Source organism: Microbulbifer sp. CAU 1566 (assembly GCF_023156515.1).
Classification (GTDB): domain Bacteria; phylum Pseudomonadota; class Gammaproteobacteria; order Pseudomonadales; family Cellvibrionaceae; genus Microbulbifer.
In genome coordinates this window covers 201235-219806 of the sequence record NZ_JALNMG010000001.1, presented here as the reverse complement: position 1 = coordinate 219806, position 18572 = coordinate 201235, and the positions used below count along the sequence as shown (strand labels likewise).

Annotated in this window: 15 protein-coding genes; 7 read left to right on the top strand and 8 right to left on the bottom strand. The window is 58.2% G+C overall.

Going from position 1 to position 18572, the window contains the following annotated elements:
• The first annotated feature begins 14 nt into the window (after positions 1 to 14).
• The 3 genes from gcvT (at position 15) to gcvP (ending at position 4502) form a co-directional block, all read left to right on the top strand.
• On the top strand, positions 15 to 1130 hold the full coding sequence (gcvT, locus tag M0G74_RS00960; RefSeq protein ID WP_248213528.1) for a glycine cleavage system aminomethyltransferase GcvT: 1116 nt from the start codon (positions 15 to 17) through the stop codon (positions 1128 to 1130).
• 62 nt (positions 1131 to 1192) lie between these two features.
• On the top strand, positions 1193 to 1567 hold the full coding sequence (gcvH, locus tag M0G74_RS00955) for a glycine cleavage system protein GcvH (protein ID WP_160152903.1): 375 nt from the start codon (positions 1193 to 1195) through the stop codon (positions 1565 to 1567).
• Positions 1568 to 1592: 25 nt separating this feature from the next.
• A complete protein-coding gene (gcvP, locus tag M0G74_RS00950; protein WP_248213527.1) occupies positions 1593 to 4502 on the top strand; it encodes an aminomethyl-transferring glycine dehydrogenase in 2910 nt (969 codons plus the stop codon).
• Between the two features lie 65 nt (positions 4503 to 4567).
• On the opposite strand, the gene ccoG is transcribed toward gcvP, so the two are convergent.
• The gene (gene ccoG, locus M0G74_RS00945; RefSeq protein ID WP_248213526.1) at positions 4568 to 5977 is read right to left on the bottom strand and encodes a cytochrome c oxidase accessory protein CcoG; all 1410 of its coding nucleotides are present in this window, start codon (positions 5975 to 5977) and stop codon (positions 4568 to 4570) included.
• Positions 5978 to 6092: 115 nt separating this feature from the next.
• Between ccoG and M0G74_RS00940 the strand changes: the two genes are divergently transcribed.
• A complete protein-coding gene (locus tag M0G74_RS00940; protein ID WP_248213525.1) occupies positions 6093 to 7499 on the top strand; it encodes a PLP-dependent aminotransferase family protein in 1407 nt (468 codons plus the stop codon).
• Between the two features lie 69 nt (positions 7500 to 7568).
• Here the strand turns inward: M0G74_RS00940 and M0G74_RS00935 are convergent, their stop codons facing one another.
• The gene (locus M0G74_RS00935; RefSeq protein ID WP_248213524.1) at positions 7569 to 8528 is read right to left on the bottom strand and encodes a glutathione S-transferase family protein; all 960 of its coding nucleotides are present in this window, start codon (positions 8526 to 8528) and stop codon (positions 7569 to 7571) included.
• A gap of 97 nt (positions 8529 to 8625) precedes the next feature.
• Entirely contained in the window at positions 8626 to 9117 is a 492-nt protein-coding gene (locus M0G74_RS00930) for a DoxX family protein (protein ID WP_248213523.1), read from the bottom strand.
• Positions 9118 to 9263: 146 nt separating this feature from the next.
• Between M0G74_RS00930 and M0G74_RS00925 the strand changes: the two genes are divergently transcribed.
• Positions 9264 to 10172: a LysR family transcriptional regulator gene (locus M0G74_RS00925; protein WP_248213522.1), complete on the top strand. Its 909-nt coding sequence runs from the start codon at positions 9264 to 9266 to the stop codon at positions 10170 to 10172.
• 22 nt (positions 10173 to 10194) lie between these two features.
• Here M0G74_RS00925 and M0G74_RS00920 read toward each other — a convergent pair whose 3' ends face one another.
• Positions 10195 to 10899: a tetratricopeptide repeat protein gene (locus tag M0G74_RS00920; protein WP_248213521.1), complete on the bottom strand. Its 705-nt coding sequence runs from the start codon at positions 10897 to 10899 to the stop codon at positions 10195 to 10197.
• 219 nt (positions 10900 to 11118) lie between these two features.
• Here M0G74_RS00920 and M0G74_RS00915 point away from each other — a divergent pair, with 219 nt between their 5' ends.
• Positions 11119 to 12048: an SGNH/GDSL hydrolase family protein gene (locus M0G74_RS00915; protein ID WP_248213516.1), complete on the top strand. Its 930-nt coding sequence runs from the start codon at positions 11119 to 11121 to the stop codon at positions 12046 to 12048.
• Positions 12049 to 12120: 72 nt separating this feature from the next.
• On the opposite strand, the gene M0G74_RS00910 is transcribed toward M0G74_RS00915, so the two are convergent.
• Positions 12121 to 13761: a thioredoxin domain-containing protein gene (locus M0G74_RS00910; RefSeq protein WP_248213515.1), complete on the bottom strand. Its 1641-nt coding sequence runs from the start codon at positions 13759 to 13761 to the stop codon at positions 12121 to 12123.
• 625 nt (positions 13762 to 14386) lie between these two features.
• Between M0G74_RS00910 and M0G74_RS00905 the strand changes: the two genes are divergently transcribed.
• The gene (locus tag M0G74_RS00905) at positions 14387 to 16660 is read left to right on the top strand and encodes a hypothetical protein (RefSeq protein WP_248213512.1); all 2274 of its coding nucleotides are present in this window, start codon (positions 14387 to 14389) and stop codon (positions 16658 to 16660) included.
• Between the two features lie 115 nt (positions 16661 to 16775).
• Here M0G74_RS00905 and M0G74_RS00900 read toward each other — a convergent pair whose 3' ends face one another.
• The 3 genes from M0G74_RS00900 to M0G74_RS00890 form a co-directional block, all read right to left on the bottom strand.
• Complete coding sequence (locus tag M0G74_RS00900) at positions 16776 to 17249, bottom strand: YcxB family protein (RefSeq protein ID WP_248213511.1); 474 nt, start codon at positions 17247 to 17249, stop codon at positions 16776 to 16778.
• A gap of 106 nt (positions 17250 to 17355) precedes the next feature.
• Entirely contained in the window at positions 17356 to 17796 is a 441-nt protein-coding gene (locus M0G74_RS00895) for a GFA family protein (RefSeq protein WP_248213509.1), read from the bottom strand.
• Between the two features lie 72 nt (positions 17797 to 17868).
• Positions 17869 to 18549 carry a zinc metallopeptidase gene (locus M0G74_RS00890; RefSeq protein WP_248213507.1) on the bottom strand — a complete coding sequence of 227 codons (681 nt, stop codon included), beginning with the start codon at positions 18547 to 18549 and terminating at the stop codon, positions 17869 to 17871.
• Between the last annotated feature and the right edge of the window lie 23 nt (positions 18550 to 18572).

Below are 18572 nucleotides of genomic sequence, written 5' to 3'. Positions count from 1 at the left end.
AAGAAGAACAGGCCATGAAAAACGAATCCCAAAAAACACCGCTGTACGACCTGCATGTAGAACTCGGGGGCAAGATGGTGCCATTTGCCGGCTACGCCATGCCGGTGCAGTACCGCGCCGGTATCGTGCAGGAGCACCTGCACACCCGCGAAGCGGTGGGTGTATTCGACGTTTCCCATATGGGGCAACTGGTGGTGCGCGGTGATAACGCGGCATCTGCGCTGGAAAAGCTGCTGCCGATCGATGTACAGGCGCTGCAAATCCATCAGCAGTGCTATGCGGTCATGACCTCGGAAGCGGGCGGTATTCTCGATGACCTGATCATCACCCGCTGGGCCGAAGACGAATTTTTCCTGGTGGTGAATGCGGCCACTGCGGCGGCCGATATTGCGCACCTGCAACAGCACCTGCGCGGTTGTGATATCCGGGTTCTCGGCCAGCAGGCGCTGCTGGCGGTTCAGGGCCCCATGGCCGGCGAATTGATCGGCGAACTGGCACCGGCGACGCGTGCGCTGACCTTTATGCATGGCACCCGCACCGAGATTTTCGGCGAGGACTGTTATGTAACGCGCTCCGGTTATACCGGTGAAGACGGATTTGAAATTTCCATCGCCGCCAGCGCAGTGGAGTCGTTTGCGCGCAAGCTGCTGGACGACGGCCGTGTACAGATGATTGGGCTCGGTGCCCGCGACACCCTGCGCCTAGAAGCGGGACTCTGCCTGTATGGCAATGACATGGACAGCAACACCACCCCGGTGGAAGCGAGTCTGCTGTGGAGCATCGCCAAACCGCGCCGCGCAGACGGCGCCAAGGCCGGTGGCTTCCTCGGTGCCGATATCGTACTGGGGCAAATCGCAGAAGGCGTCTCCCGCAAGCGCGTCGGTTTCTCCGTACAGGGCAAGATCCCGGTGCGCGCGGGTGCCGACATTATCGATGAAGCCGGCAATGTGGTCGGCAAGGTCACCAGTGGCGGTTACGGTCCCACCCTCGGTGCCGCCATCGCTATGGGCTATGTAGATCGCGGCTATGAACAAACCGGCACCGGCCTGCAGGCCCTGGTGCGCGGTAAGGCGATACCGATCGTCGTCGCCAAAACCCCGTTTGTACCCCAGCGCTACTACCGCGGTTGAGCCGTGCCTGACTCACATTCGAGTCACACCAGAATCACACATTTAAATTCAGGGAAAAACACATGAGCAACGTGAAATACAGCGAGAGCCACGAGTGGTTTGCCGTCGAGGGTGACGAGGTCATCGTGGGTATTACCGAATTTGCCCAATCCCAGCTGGGAGACGTGGTATTTGTCGAACTGCCGGAAGAGGGCGCCGAGCTGGCGGCCGGGGATGAGGTCGCGGTGATCGAATCCGTAAAAGCGGCTGGCGATATTTCGCTGCCGTTCGCTGCCACTGTGGTCGCGGTCAACGGCGCACTGCCGGATGAACCGGAACTGGTAAACAGCGACCCGATGGGCGATGGCTGGTTCATGCGCGTGCGCCCGGAAAATGCTGCGGATCTGGAAAACCTGCTGAGCGCCGATGCCTATGCGGCGCTGATTGATGGCGAGTAACACGTAACCGCGAAGGAGAATGTTCATGCTGCAAGCCAAGCAAACCCTGCGCGACCTCGAAGGGCGCGACGAATTTACCCGGCGTCATATCGGCCCGTCGAGCGAAGACCTGGCGCGTATGCTGGAGACCCTGGGGCACTCCAGTATCGACGACTTCATCGGTGAAGTGGTGCCGGGGGGAATCCGCATGCCGGCACCGCTGGCACTGCCGGAGAGTATGCCCGAGCACGAGGCCCTCGCGGAGCTGCGTACGCTGGCGAATCAGAACAAAACGTTCCGCACTTTTATCGGCCAGGGCTACTACGGCACCCGCACACCCAATGTGGTGCTGCGCAATATTCTCGAAAACCCCGCCTGGTACACCGCCTATACCCCCTACCAGCCGGAAATTTCCCAGGGCCGCCTGGAAGCGTTGTTCAACTTCCAGACCATGGTCAGTGACCTCACCGGGTTGGACCTGGCCAATGCGTCCATGCTGGACGAGGCCACCGCAGCGGCCGAGGCCATGACCCTGTGCCAGCGTATGGCCAAGTCCAAAGCGCAGGCATTTTTTGTGGATCGCGACTGCCTGCCGCAAACCATCGAGGTGTTGCAAACCCGCGCGGAGCCGCTGGGTATCGAAGTAATCATTGGTGATCCGCTGGCGGAGCTGGACGCGAGCAAGGTATTTGGCGTGCTGCTGCAATACCCCGGTGCCAGCGGTGCGGTGCGCGATTACCGCCAGGTGATCGAGGATGTGCATGGGCAACGCGGTCTGGTGGTGATGGCGGCGGATATTCTCAGTCTGGTGATGCTGACCTCGCCGGGCGAGCTGGGCGCGGATGTAGCCGTAGGTTCCACCCAGCGTTTTGGTGTGCCCATGGGTTTTGGCGGACCACACGCCGCTTATATGGCAACCCGTGAATCCTACAAACGCTCATTGCCGGGGCGCCTCGTCGGCCAGTCTGTCGACAGCAACGGCAAGCCCGCCTACCGTCTCGCGTTGCAAACCCGCGAGCAACATATCCGCCGGGAAAAGGCCACGTCCAACATCTGTACTGCACAGGTTCTGCTGGCGGTGATGGCTTCCATGTACGCGGTGTATCACGGCCCACAGGGATTGCGCACTATCGCCAACCGGGTACATCACCTGACCAGCGTCCTCGCGCTCGGTCTGCAGGAACTGGGTGCCGGGATTGAAAACGACTGCTGGTTTGACACCATCACCGTGCGTGCCAATGGTGATGCCGCAGAACTGCACCGGGCCGCGAATGCCAAGGGTTTGAACCTGCGAATGATCGACGGCGAGCGTGTAGGGATTTCCCTGGACGAAACCGCCACGCGCGCAGATGTTGAAGCGCTCTGGTCGCTCTTTATTAGTGCTGATAGTAGTGCTGACAATTTGTTGAGTTTTGAGGACATCGAATCCCGCGAGGCACCGGTTCTCCCCGGCAACCTGCTGCGCACCGGTGCGCTGCTCAGCCATGAGGTGTTCAACCGCTACCACTCCGAGACCGAAATACTGCGCTACCTGCGCGCGCTGGCAGACCGGGACATTGCCCTCGATCGCTCGATGATCCCGCTGGGTTCCTGCACCATGAAGCTGAACGCGACCGCGGAAATGCTGCCGGTGACCTGGCCGGAATTTGCCAATGTGCATCCGCTGGCACCGGCCGAGCAGGTAGCTGGTTACAGTGCCTTGATCGAAGGCCTGGAATCCATGCTGTGCGAGATCACCGGTTACGATGCGGTTTCCCTGCAGCCCAATGCCGGCTCCCAGGGCGAGTACGCGGGCCTGCTGGCCATTCGCGCCTATCACGCCAGCCGCGGTGAAGCGGGACGCGATATCTGCCTGATTCCGAGCTCCGCTCACGGCACCAACCCCGCGTCGGCACAGATGTGTGGTATGCGCGTGGTCGTCGTGAAGTGCGACGATAACGGCAATGTCAGCCTGGAAGACCTGCGCGCGAAAGCCAGTGAGCACGCCGAGCGACTGGCCGCCATTATGGTGACCTATCCCTCCACCCACGGCGTGTTCGAGGAAGGTATCCGCGAGATCGCCGATATCGTGCACCGCCATGGTGGCCAGGTATACATCGACGGTGCCAACCTCAATGCCATGGTGGGCCTGTGCCAGCCGGGCAAATTTGGCGGCGACGTGTCGCACCTGAACCTGCACAAAACCTTCTGTATTCCCCATGGGGGTGGTGGTCCTGGCGTTGGTCCCGTGGCCGTGGGTGCGCATCTGGCAGAGTTTCTGCCCGGGGCGGTGTCTGCCGGCAGCCAGGGTATGGCGCCGGGCAATCGCAGCGGTGCGCCGGTATCCGCGGCAACCGCGGGCAGCGCGAGTATTCTGCCGATTACCTGGATGTATATCCGCATGATGGGCCGCGACGGACTGCGCAAGGCGACCGAGCTGGCCATCGTCAATGCCAACTACATTGCCGCGCGTCTTCAAGCGCACTATCCGATCCTGTATCGCGGTGCCAATGGACGGGTGGCGCACGAGTGCATCGTCGACCTGCGGCCGATCAAGGAGAGCAGCGGAATTTCCGTCGACGACGTGGCCAAGCGCCTGATCGACTACGGTTTCCACGCGCCGACCATGTCCTTTCCGGTAGCCGGTACGCTGATGATCGAGCCCACGGAAAGTGAATCCCTGGCAGAGCTGGATCGCTTCTGCGATGCGATGATCCAGATCCGTGAAGAGATTGCGAAAGTGGAGCGCGGTGACTGGCCGTTGGACAGCAACCCGCTGGTCAATGCCCCGCATACCGCCGATGTGCTGGCGGTAGAACGCTGGGAACATGCCTACAGTCGCGCCGAAGCGGTATTCCCGCTGCAGTCCCTGCGCCAGGCAAAATACTGGCCGCCGGTGGGACGTGTGGATAATGTCTACGGAGACAAGAACTTAATATGCTCCTGTCCGCCGCTCGAGTCTTATCTGGATGACTAAGAAAAAAACGCAGCTTTCGGGCTGCGTTTTTTTTGCGTTACGTATTCACCGCGACATGCACCGGATCAAAATACTCTGGTTAAAAATGTTGTTTGCCTGGAAGCGGACAGCGCCTCTCCTTTGAAGTGGAAAATCAATTCTGCCTTCGACAATGCCAGGTCGCGTGCGCAGACGCGGTAGGGCAGCCAGTAGGCGTTCTCTTCCGACAGGTCGATTGTTCGTTGGCCAAACAGGCTGAATTCGCCTTCCCCGGTAATGGATACATCGACAAAGCGTTGGGTCTCGCTATATCCCTCCACTTTGATCTGATACACGTTACACACCGTCTGCGCATTCACCTGCCGGAACATTGCGCCGCGGTCGCGCCTGATTTCCACCAGTAACTGGGTAGTTTGGGTGAAACCGTAAAGTACCGCGGAAAAAGCGACGAGCATTACCGCGGCGTACCCGGCCAGCCGGGGGCGAAAGAAATGCGTTTTTTCGCCTTGCAACTGTGCTTCTGAGGTGAAGCGGATGAGCCCGGCGGGGCGCTCGAGTTTCGACATCACCCGGTCGCAGGCATCGATGCACGCAGCGCAGTCAATACACGCGGCTTGCAGGCCATCGCGAATATCGATTCCCGCAGGGCACACCTGCACACAGAGTCCGCAATCGACGCAATCACCACTGTTGCCACTCCCCTTGCGCCGGTTAGCGCGGGGTTCGCCGCGGCGCGCATCGTAACTGACCGTCCGCGTATGGTCGTCGAACATCACGCCCTGGAAGCGGGAATAAGGGCAGGCGTGCAGGCAGATTTGCTCGCGCACCAGCCCGGCGTTCAGGTAGGTGATGCCGGCCATGATCAGGATCCAGCCGGAAACCGTTGCCGATAACTCAAGCTGTATGGCGGCAGATAGAATCTCGCGCACCGGCACGAAATAGCCGGTGAAGGTAATTGCGGTCGCGAGTGCGAGCAGTATCCACAGCAGGTGTTTGATGAGGCGACGGATCAGGGTATGGAATGTCAGCGGCGCAGCGGCCTGCCGGGTCCGTTTGTCTGCCCGGCCCTCGGTGAAATCTTCAATACGAATGAACAGCCAGGTCCAGATACTCTGCGGACACGCGAAGCCACACCAGATACGGCCCCAGGCAACAGCGAGAAAAAACAGCAGGGCGGCGCTGGCGATCAGCAGCCCCGCCAGCAGCGACAGGTCGCGCCATGACAGCGCCTGGCCGAAGAGAATGATTTTGTGCTGCTCAAACGAAAACAGAAACCAGGGCTGGCCGTCGAACTGCACCCAAACCAGTCCGAAGTAGAGTGCGAGCAGCGGCCAGCTGACCAGGCGCCGCAGATTCTGGAAGCGGCCTTCCGTCAGCCGCACATGGAATTTGCCATCGCGGCCTGATGTTGGCGAGTGTGGTAGGGTGTGTGGTGGTAAGTGTGGTGGGGCAAGATCCTGGGCAACCGGTTCCTGAACAACGGGAATTTTTTCCATGGCAACTCATCCGCGCAGATATAGACGGCGGCAGACTACGTGGACCCACCTGATAGGTGCAGGCCTAAAAAAATTAAATACAATGGGTACAGATTGAGAGTCTGGAGTCGGGTCAGTGACGCAAGAGTTTCGCTACCAGCAGTTGGAAGCGTGGTTGTTACAGGGTATCGAGGAGCAGCGCTGGCGGCCGGGAGAGCGGCTGCCTTCAATTCGGACCCTGTGTCGGGAACTCACTTTGTCCAAGGCCACCGTACAGCACGCGCTGCAGCGGCTGGAGGCGCAGGGCCTGGTCGAGGCGCGGCCCAAGGCGGGCTATTTCGTCTCCCTGCAATCGCCTGCGGTAAACCGGCCCGTCGGCCGCGCCCGCATCGAGGCGCCGCGGCCGGTAACGGTCAGTGAACTGCTACAGGACATCATGCGCCGCAGTGCGGCTTTCGACTTGCTGCCACAAGAATCCCCCGGTGAACTGCCCCCCGCCATCGTCGCCCTCAACCGCGCTATCGGGCGCTCGCTACGGCGGCAAAGCGCCCAGGATTTTCAGTACTACGACGAACCTGCCGGCAACTTCGCGCTGCGTGAGCAACTCGCGCTTCACATGGCGCGGCGGGGATGGCGGTGCGAGGCGGATGCGCTGTGTATTACCTCGGGCTGTCAGCATGCGCTGTTCCTCGCTCTGATGGCCTGTTGCAATCGCGGCGATGTCGTCGCGGTAGAGTCGCCGGGGTTTTACGGCGTGATGCAGATCATTGAGCAGCTGGGGTTGCAACTGGTCGAAGTACCGACCTCGCTGGAAACCGGGATGGATATCGATGCGTTGGAAGATGTATTGCAGCGCTGGGAAGTGCGGGCGTGCATCGTGTCTCCCGCCTTCGCCACCCCCGGTGGCGCATTGATGCCGGAATCGTCCAAGCGTCGGCTGCTGGGACTGGCGGAGACCTATGACCTGGCCGTTATCGAGGACGATATCTATGCGGATACCGCATTGGGGGCCGTCCCCGATCCGCTGAAAGCGCTGGATACTGATCAGCGGGTGATCCTCTGCAGTTCCTTTTCGAAATGCCTCTCCCGGGATCTGCGGCTTGGATGGATTTCCGGCGCGCGCTGGCACGGGCGTATCCTGCACCTGAAACTGGTAACGCAGTTATCCAGCAGTCAGTTTGTGCAGCGCGGCCTGGCGGAGTTCATGGCCGATGGCAGCTTCACCGGACACTTGCGTCGGCTGCGGACAGAGCTGCGCACTCGGCGCGATCGCCTGCTGCAGCTGCTGAACGAGTGGCCGGGAAATATCCGGGTAAGTAAACCGGAAGGTGGCCTGGCGGTTTGGGTGGAACTGCCCGATGGAGAAGACACGCTCGCGCTCTATGGCAAAGCGTTACAGCAGCAGGTAATGATCACCCCCGGCCCGCTGTTTTCGGCATCGGGACAATTCCGGAATTGTTTGCGCATCAGTTTTGCGCACCCTTGGGATACCGCACGCGAGCGAGCGCTCGGTCTGCTGCCCGCGCTGTTGGCGGCTAAATAGTGAGCCATGAAATATCCGAGCGTTGGCGTTTCACTCGAAAAAACACTGAACTACCAGGCGAACTGCAGTTTAAATATTTTCTGGCCCCTCGGGCACAATTCCGGTGGGGTTGAGGGCTTTGATGGAGTAGTAACCCGCCTTGATATGCTGAAGGTTTACGGTTTCCTCAACGCCCTCCATTTTGAGAATCCGCCGCATATAGCGGTGCAGGTTCGGCATTTCCCTGAGCGCATTGCGATTGCATTTGAACAGGCCGTAATAGGCTGCATCAAACCGCACCAGGGTGACGAACAGGCGGATGTCCGATTCGGTGAGCCGATCCCCGAACAGGAAGGCCCGGCCATCGGCAAGTCGGGACTCCATTTCATCCAGCGCGGCAAACACTCGGTTATACGCCTCTTTGTAGGCGAATTGCGTGGTGGCAAAGCCGGCCTGATAGACGCCGTTGTTCAGGTTGTCGTAGAGGTAGCTGTTCAACGCATCGATGTCCGCCTGCAGCGCTCTGGGGTACAGGTCGAGCGCTTTGTTGGACTCACCGCGGCCGAGATGGGAGAAAGCGCTATTGAGCATACGCACAATATCCGCGGACTCGTTGTTGACGATGGTCCCGGTGTGTTTGTCCCACAGCACCGGCACCGTGGCGCGCCCGGTAAAGTTCGGGTCGGCGCGGGTGTACAGCTCGTGCATATAGCGAGCGCCATTCAATGAATCTTCGTCGCTGCCGGTAAAGCCGCCAAACGCCCAGCCCTGATCGGTGAGCACCGGGTTGGCCACCGACACGCTGATCACATCTGCAAGCCCCTTCAATTGGCGCGCCATCAGGGCGCGGCTCGCCCAGGGGCAGATATAGGCCACGTACAAGTGGTAGCGGCCGGCCTCTGCCTTGAAGCCTCCGCGTCCCGTCACACCGGCCGATCCGTCTTCCGTTACCCAGTTGCGGAAGGACGAGGTCTGCCGGATAAAACGGCCGTCCTCGTCTTCCTGTTGCACCGGTTGCCAATTTTCCTGCCAGACACCATTCACCAACATGCTTTCACCACTGTGTTAACGGAATTCGCCCCCGACAAGGGGGGCGAATGGAAAATGAAAAGGAAAAGGGAAAAAGAGAAGTCGCATATCGCTACGATCAGGCGGTGCGCCCTGTGGCTTGTGCCAGTTCGTTATCGCGGTCGTCTGCCAGAACCTGGCTCAGGCCGTTATCCACCGCCAGGGTGCCGCCACCCTGAATAGCCAGCGCCAAAGTCGCCCCGAACAGCGCGAGCGCGTATTCGTAGCCGTTGTTGGTCAGGAAGAAGCCGTTGCTGATATGGGCACTGAAGATGGCTACCAGCATGGTGACCGCACTCACGGCAGCGGCCGGGCGGGTCAGCAGGCCGAGCACCAATGCCAGCCCGCCAAAGAACTCCGCGCTGCCCGCCAGCATGGCCATCAAGTATCCCGGCTCCAGGCCAATACTTGCCATCCACTGGCCGGTGCCTTCCAGGCCGTAGCCGCCAAACCAGCCAAACAGCTTCTGTGCGCCGTGGGCGGCGAGGATGATGCCCACCGGTACCCGCAGGGCGAGGGCGCCCAGTCCGGCGTTAGAGTTCAAAACCTTGTTGATCATTTGCTTGTTCATAACCGTTCTCCGAGTTGTTGGGTTTGGGCTTGGTGTACAAACCTCACCAGCTTGGAAATCAGTCTAATTACAATGAATTGAACTATAAACGTGCATTATGTTGTTCTACTATCAACAAATTGTTGGTAATCGGGAAGGGGTTCCCCATGGACCGGATTAGCGCCTTGACCGCCTTTGTGGCGGTCGCCGACGAAGGCGGCTTCAAAAAGGCCGCGGACAAGCTGAATCTGTCGAACCAGCTGGTCAGCAAGTATGTGTCACAGCTGGAAGAGCACCTCAAGGTGCGTCTGTTTAACCGCACCACAAGGCGCGTGCACCTGACGGAGGAGGGCGAGCAGTGCTACCAGTTTGCGCAGCAGATACTGGAAAGCCTGACGGATATGGAGAGCCAGCTGGGTGAAATGCAAAGCGAAGCCCAGGGGCTGCTGCGCATCAGCGCTCCGGTCACCTTTGCCACCCGGCATCTGGCGCCGCTGATCAGCAAATTCAAAAAAGCGCACCCGGCTGTGGGCATTGAACTGCAATTGAACGACCGCAAGGTGGATGTGGTGGAAGAGGGCTTTGACCTGGCGCTGCGCATCGGCAAGCTGAAAAGCTCCTCGCTGATCGCCAAGCGACTGGTACCTGTGCGACTGGTGGTGTGTGCCTCCCCCGATTACCTGAAGCGCGAGGGTGTGCCGGAAACCCCGGAAGACCTGAAGCCCGAACACTACCTGCGTTACAGCTATCTTGAGTCCAACCCGGGGGAGTCCCGGTTGATGACAGCCCTGAAAAGAAGTCAGTCCGCGGCCGCGGGCATTGCATGCAACAACGGGGAAATCCTGATGCAGGCCGCTATCGCCGGAGAAGGGTATGTATTGCAGCCCACCTTTATCGCCGGGGAAGCAATCAAGGCCGGCCAGCTGAAAATCATTTTGCAGGAATTTGAGCCGGAACCACTGGCGCTCTACGCGGTGTATCCCCACCGGAAATTACTGGCCACCAAGCTCCGGGTGTTTATCGATTTTATCAGCAGCTATTTTGGTGATCCGCCGTACTGGGATGCGTTTGACTGATCACCGTTTGTAAAACGGGTAGTTAATGGAGCAGGGTGCCGCTGCGCATTTGTTCAACAAACACCGGGGCCAGATCCTTTAGCCACTCCGTTTCCGCAGCGCGCTCGGCGAGCTGTATTGCCCGAGTAACATTCTTTACAACTCCGTCGCCTTTATAGAGCAGGAAGGCCAGGTCCAGCAGGCAGTGACCATGATTGGCTTTTGCTCCAGCTTCAAACCAGGACGCGGCCACTTCGGGGTTTCTGCTAACGCCAATGCCGCGATTGTAAATTTTGCCGAGCCTGTAGCAGGCATGATCCGCAAAAGAAGAGCCGTATGTTAGCGATTGCAAATACGCGATGGCATCGTGAATTTTCTCCGGCATGTGCTCGCAGTAAAGGTCCGCGAGCTTGTGCATTCCGGTTTCATCGCCGGCGCTGGCGGCAATCTGCCAGTAGTGCTCCACTTTACCGAAGTCCTGCTTCACACCATTCCCGAAATAATACAAATCACCCAGCTCCACAGCGGCCTCCATGGAACCGTACTGCAAGGCTTCCAGCCAGTACTTTCGTGCCCTGGAGTAACTTTGGCGCCCGCCGCCCGCACTACTGTCTGCACAGTTATAAATGTCGCCGAGGAGAAAGAGCGCTTCCGCCGAGGTGGCCAGCTCGGCAACGTCAAGGGTATCGATCGCTTTGCGATCTTCGCCCAGTCTCCAGTATTTCCTGGCTTTCTCGATAGGGGACATCTTTTATTTCCCTGTTTACAGCGCTTGCTCGGCAGAGGCTACAGGCGCCATTCGTTGCGTCAGTGAGAAACACTTTGCGCGACAGGACTGAGAGTTGTATCGCAGACTGGATATGTCGGCATTTAACCCGTCCGCGCATAAGAGCGTGACCAACTAACCTGTCTTCGTTCACCGCATTAAAAAAATAACGTCATAAATTCGATGATCGGAGATAACACAATGCATAAAGCCAGTCTTTTTGTTTCCCTCGCCATTACCTCTGCGCTGTGGTCCATCAATACCCTGGGCGCGCCTGCCAAAGGCACGGCAGCTGGTGACAGTATCACCATGGGGTTCGCGGCCGATTGTACCGGCAATACCTTCTTTACTGGCGGGTTTTTCTGCCTGTTGGGCGGGGATCAGCCGGAACACAGTTGGTTCGATGGCTGGGACAGTAGCGTCAACAGTGTCCACGACAAGTACAAAGCCATAGACCCGAATGTTGCCGCCAATAAGAATGCCGCCCGTTCCGGTTCCGAGATGCGCGGCGGCAGCGATAATTTCAGTGTGCAGGCGGACCGGATTCTTTCCCAGACACTGGTTGCGGATCACGTGGAGGTGGTGCTCGGCGGCAATGATATCTGCAATCGCGACTGCGTCGACCCGGCCAATTGCTCAGACCCGCTATTGACCGAAAGCGAATGGCGCGGTGCGGTGAAAGCCGGGCTCGACAAACTGGTGGGTGGCTTGCCCAGCGGCTCCACGGTGGTACTGGGGTCGGTGCCCCGGGTACAGGATCTGCGCGCGGCGGGCGTGGCCAAACAGAGCGGCAACTGGCGGGTAAACTGCGAAAGTGTCTGGTCCACCTTTGGTATCTGCCGGATAGCCACCAACGGGGGCACCATGAACGGTGAATCCTTTGCCACACGCTACGCCGGAATCAATACCGCACAGCGTGTCTACAACGAAGTCCTGCAGCAGGAGGCCGCGACTTACAACGGTACCAATGGTGTGGAGGTGGTTGCGGAATATTCCGGGGCGAGCCAGACCAATGTGGGCACCTTTACCTTCGGCAAAGACGATATTGATGGTGGGGACTGCTTCCATCCCAGCGTTCGCGGCCAGAACACGGTGGCGAACCTGATGTGGAACGGTAATACGGACAAATAAATCACGAGCGGTGAACAGGGCTCCTTGCGGAGCCCTTATCTCGCATTCGCGTAACTACAGTTCAACCGTCGTTCACTCGTCGTCACCAGTATCGCTCTTGCTGCTTTTTTCACTGCTCTCTTCGCTGCTCTCTTCGCTGCTCTCTTCGCTGCTCTGCTTGCCGCTGCCCTGCTGCTCGAAATAGCTTTCCTCTTCCACCACGTATTGCACCCGCTCGGGCAGCCCGTTGCGCATATAGGTCACATCCACCACCTCGCCGCTGGTCAGTGCATCCCACAGCTGGTTCTGGCCACTGTGCACCCAGCTATCGTTTACCCGCACCACCACATCGCCCTCCTCGAAGCCCAGGGCGGTGAAGAACTCGCTGTCTGCGATGCCCTCGAGGCGCAGTAAATTGTGCCCGTCGACCACATGCTCGGCGGGGACGAATTTCTTTTCCAGCTCGGCGCGATTCTGCAGTTGTTGTTCCAGCCACGCCTGACCCAGGGTCAGAACGCCGGAAGGCGGGATCAGTTTGCGGGATTCGCCGTCCGGCTGCTCGATGCGCCGCATGGTGGCCTCATCCCGCTGGGTGGTGGTGGTCATTGGCACCCGCACGTAATCGCCGTCCTCCCCGCGCAGGGTCAAGCGCTCCAGATGATCATTGACCTGCAGGGTGACATGGCGCTCGTGTACCCGCTTGAGGGTGACACCGTCCATTATTTTATCCCCAGGGGAGAATTGCTCTGCCGCGGCCTTGCGGACGCGAAGGAGCGCGGTGGACTGTTCCGGCTGCGAGGAGACACTGGTACCGCTCAGTTGCAGGGGCAGATCGGTCTCGAAGATCTGGTCGCCGGACTGCCGCCAGCGGGCGGCATCCACATGGGCACTCGCCGGATCGTGTCCCAGGCGCTGCAACTCCTGGTCAATCCACAGCGCGTAGTGTTCGAGGGTGCGGGGGCCTTTCACATAGAGCCCGTTCACAAACACCACTGGCACGCTCTGCAGGCCGAGAGATAGGCCCAGGGCGGTATCCGCGGCAACCTGATCGCTACGGCCGGATTCTTCCAGGCATTGGTTGAACAAGTCCTGTGCCAGCCCCTGCTGTATGGCGAGTTGGCTGAATGCCTTTTCATCCATTGATTTTGCCTGGGTGTAGAGACCATCCGCGTAGGCCCAGGGTGTGCCCTGCTCACTGGCGCAGTGCACCGCCGCTGCGGCCTGTACCCCCTGCCGGTGGTAGTGCATGGGAAAATCGAACGGTACCACCGCAATCCAGCCGGCATAGCGGTCGAGTAATTCACGCAACACCAGATTGGTGGTCGCACAGTGCACGGACTGGTAGGAGCAGAACACCGCGAGGGTCACCGGAGCCTCGGGGTTGCCGCGCAGGGGGCGATCGCCGGTGTCGATGTTCAGTCTGGGTGGTTGGGGGTGGGGCAGTAGCCAGTCCACGTAGGACGCGTCGCCGCCGGAGGCCGTCGACGGGTGCTGTGCTTCCACCATGGATTTGAGCGTATTGAAGCGCAGCTGGTATTCGGCCAGTGCCAGGTCGTGGCGTTCGAGGCGGATTTTTTCATCCACCTGTTGCAGGGTGATAGTGCTGCTACCGATGCGCGCGACTATTTGTTGTCGATCCTCCTGTTGCCGACCTTGCGGATCTCTACCGTTTTCCGTGTCGGAGGTTTGCTGCGTATCGCCGCTACAGGCGCTGAGCATTGCTGCCACGAACATTGGCAACAGCCGGAGGGTAGGGCGGTGAGGTCGGTTATACAGTTCGTCCATGGTGTTAGATCCACTCGTTATTATTCTGTAAGTAGTTCTAGCACATGGCCAACACAGACTCTACCAACCCCATAGCGCGCCGCGCATTGTGGCGGCAAAGATAACATTGCCGCGTTACTGGTACCTTTACTCGCACCTTTGCTGGCTTCTTTGATAAGGCACTGGGCAGCATGTTAAATAGATCCGTTCACCGCAACTAAATGCCCATTTCATCTTGCTTACCAGGGTCCCTTTTTTTACGTCGGGTCAAAAAACTATCTCGACGGTCTTGTCTCACCACTATGGTGATTGGTACTGAAATACCAGTTCGTCATTTTATCGTGAACTCTGTTGCAATAATTTACCGACAAAATTCAATATTTTTTTAAAACAAAAAATATTTTTCTGATCGCTAATTTATAGCGCCGCATTTACTGCCAATATTTTCTCTGGTCGATAGAGGATGTAACCCACGTGGTCTATAAAAAGGGCTCGCATTTGCATTTTTCGACTTTTCAAATTTCCAACTTTTCACCTACGGAATCAAAACCAAAACTGACTTCTGCTGTAAGGCCGAGTCACCGGAGGGACGACAATGAATAAACACCTGGAAAATGTCACACCACACATTCGTAATACATCCGTAATTTTTCTTTTCTTTTTTATCGCAATCGCTTTGTTCTCGCCCAACACGAAGGCACTGGACATCAATCTGATATTCGACCCCAATGGCTCTGGCGCGGTTGATCCCTGTGATGATGACCTGGCCGGATGCGGGCATACGGAAGAGCTTACTCAAATCATGGAGTCGGTAGCGGATCATTTTGAGAGCATTATTCAAGACGATCACGAGATGACAATCAGCTTCTGGTGGCTGGACCCCGCCCTGGGTGCGCCGGATGCGTTGATTATTGAAAGAGATGAAGACGGCAAGCCGATCGAAGCGAGAATCCGGATTTCGGCGAACCTCAATTACTATTACGACACTTTTCCAGACTTCGACTCTGAATTCGTAATGCGCCCCAAGCTCGCCAGGACGGTACCGGACTTCGAGGCGGCGGAAGCCTTTTCCGGCACGGCGCCGGAAATTTATGAAGTTGCCTATAACGGTAAGGAGATAGATCCGATAGGTGGTCTGGATCTGGTGACCGTGGTATTGCACGAAATGGCACATGCCCTCGGCATCAGTGCGGACGTCAGTACCGCCTGCAACGAGGCCGACAATCCCCCGTCTTATTTCGTCGATCCGGAGTTTGATGGCAGCGCCTCACTGGGCGTCAAAGCCTATGAGTTTGTTAACGAGGGAGCAGCAGATTTCGACTGTGCACACCTGGCACTCGGCGGCCTGAACATGTGCAAGCCGGAAGACCAGCAGGATCAATCAGTCGGTGAATTATTCGACGAACCCAGCACTATTGAGGGCCTGACGGTGGGACAGTGCGCTTCCCACCAGGCGTTGAACTGGTTTGCGTTCTACCCGAAATCGCGCGCCCGGCCTTCCATCAATGGCATTCTCGTGATGCAACAGGGGGGAAATTGGGAGCAGATCAATCTACCGCGGCTATACAGTCTCACCGGGGGCGACTGGTCAAACGCGTCTAATTGGCTGGGCAACCAAGTGCCCAACGAAACGGACGAAGTGTTTATCGTCAATCAACTGCCCCTGTTCTTCGTCACCGAGATCGAAGTCACGGACAGCCGCAATGCCAAGAGCCTGTATATCTCCGATGAAAACAAACTGACCATTCAAGGCAGTTCGCAATTGGCCGTCGCCGGTCCCGTTACCGCTGCCGGCCCCAACTCCACCACAGGCCCGCTGAGGCCCATTATCCCGCCGATGGATGGCGAGCCACCCATTGGCACCGAGGGTCCATTCACCACGGTAGAGGTGGAAGCTACGGGGGTGCTGAACGCATTCGACCTGAAGATAGAGCCCGAGGCCAGGTTCCTGGTAAATACCAGCAGCGAAACCAACCTCGGCAACCTGGAAAATTTCGGCCTGATACGCGGAGCCGGGATCATCAACGTCTATGTCCTCGATAGTGCCAGAAGGATTTCTGCGGATGCCGGTACGCTGGTCTTCGCCATCCCGGAAGGCGATCCCGACGACACCGTCGTTGTCGGGCCTCCGCGGCTGGACCTTGATGGCCCCAGTATTGTTGGCGATGCCGATGCTGCTCTGTCAGCCATAGACGGCGACCTGATTTTCGATGGCGCCATTGCCGACAGCGTACAGGCGGCAATTACCGTTGGCGCGGGGCACTTTATCGACTTTGTGGAAGGCTGGGATCAGGGCTTTTCCGGAAATGGGTTTCCCAAGCATGCTCTGGTGCTGGATGGCGGCCCCAGCGGCGCCGAGATACGCGGTGAAACCACGCTCAGTGGGCGTGTAGAGGTTAACGGCCTGGGGTCGTTCACCGATGATGCGTCATTCGAGTTTCTTTCAGAAACCGATCTGGATATCGGCGGGTTGGTGCCGGGGCTCGAGCACGACCAGCTCAATATGCAGAATGTGCAGTTTAACGGCACGCTCAACGTCGCGTTTAGCGATGGCTTCGCGCCCAGCTTTCAGGACAGCTTTGCGCTGATCACCTATGCGAGCCACCTGGGCGAGTTCAGCAGCATTGAGGGGATCGATCTGGATATGCCGCTGGAAGGCGGGCTCAAGTTGTTCCTGGAATACGGCAATACCGAGCTGACGTTGTTTGTCGGTCTCGATGGTGGAACACCCGGCGCACCCAACTGCTCCGGCCAGAGCATTTCCACCCAGGCGGGCATACACGGCGGCATAGCCGCGGCAGCCGCTTTCCATGGCTTCGACAGCGTCAAGGCATTTAAAGACGCGATCAAGGACTTTTGCGAAATGTAGGTGACCCAGCCGATGTTCGTCGGCCTGGCAGATAGCCAATGCGCAGATCGATCTTTCGCGGTGATCTGCGCAGGTTTTCTGCCAGGGACCGCCGGTGCGTTAATGGAGTGAGGATCTATTGCGCTCTTGCAGCAATCTCGCGCACCAGCTCGGCAGTGAACAGGGATTTCGACAAGTACTGCTGGCCCCCAGATTTTGTGACCAGAATCAGCCCCAACTCGGTTTCAATAACCCGCTCGATATCGGACCACGAGAGCGTTGTTTTTGAGTGGTCGCTCTCGGTTGTTATCCCACCTTCATCAACCGTCAAGGTCACTTCGGAATTGGCACTTTTGCTCATCGTCTGCCGTGCCAGCCACCACGCCCGCCGGAATCGAATATGCAGTAGCTCCAGAATACCCAGGGCCACCAGCAGGTAGCCCAGGACTTTGGGTTGCTCGGTAAACATCAGTGTCCCGGAACCCGCCGCAAGTAATAACACCGGAAACAGGTAATTGGGCTTGGCACCTTTGCCATAAGGCTGAGACTGATCAAAACACTCGGCAAGGTAATCCCGAGATAGGGTGAATTGTGTCTTGAAAGGTTGCATAGACGTCGCTTGTTGAGGGTGTAGTTATATGTCTGGGGGCTCCGTTGCCCTTTTCGGATCACTTTATCCAATACGAATTTACTGCAAGGCTACCCTAGCCCGGGTGTTACTCCCCGTGACTGGTTTCCCTTACTTTCTCGTGAGAGCCCGGGAATTCGTCGTACTGGGGCAGGTCATCGGGTATCTCGTACCAGGGGGATTTCGAGCCGACAAAGAAATGCCCTTCCACCTTGTTGCTCGGCGCTTGATCCAGGCCCCCCAGTGGGATGCCGATCTTGTCCGGGCTTTCGTCATAGGTGCTGATCAGGCTGGAGCCGCAAATCGAGCAGAAGGTTTTCACCGTATTCTCGGATGAGTGGTAGCCGGATAAATGCTCCTCTCCCTTGAGCCATTTGAACTGACTGGATTTGATGGTTGCCCTGGTCCTGAACGCAGCACCGTGCCAGCGGCGGCATTTTGAGCAGTGGCAATTGAATATGGGGCCAAGTTCACCGGTGATCTCATATTCGATCGCCTCGCACAGGCAGCGGCCCGTTAATTTCTGCATGGATTCTTCCTTGATGATCAATGGGGAGACAGATTTCGTACTCTCTCACCGGAACATGTCTTCTGATACTGCCTATCGAATAAATCGTATCCAGCGCCACAGCCTCAGTACATCCAGCAGGGCGCCTGCCACGTAGGTGAGGGCGCAGGCCTTCAGCACACTGTGTGCCTTGCTCAACAGGTGCTCGGGCAGGTAGCCCTCCCTGAGTATCGGCAGGGCCTTGTTGAAGCTTGCATCGTACTCTTCCGGCAGTATCGCCACGTACATGAGCGCGGAAGCGAGCATGGTGATCACCGCAATAACGCCAATCCACAGGAAGATCACCGGCGACTTGATCAGCAGGGTGAGAATGGGGGCTGCGAGCAGGATGAAACCACCGATTTTCTGGATCTGGCCGGCCCTGCCCAGGTACTTGTCCCGCAGCCTTGAGATCGGCTCCTCGCGGCAGAACTGGATCGCGTGGCCCACTTCATGGGCGGCTACCGCCACCGCGGTCACCGACTTGCCATGGTAGACCTCCGGGCTCAGTGCCACGATTTTCTCCGCCGGCGAATAGTAGTTTTCATCCTTGCCCGCCTTCACCACCTTTACCCCTTCGAGCTCATAGCGCTCGATCAGGTGCTCGGCCAGCTCGGCGCCCGATCCCGGCATATCACTGATTTCTTTGGAGTGCCGCCACAGCACAAAGCGGACCCACAGCTGGGGGCCGATGATCAGCGCGGCGATAAGCAGGGTAACAAGTGCGTAAATCATATTCTCGGCACAGGCAGTGGTTG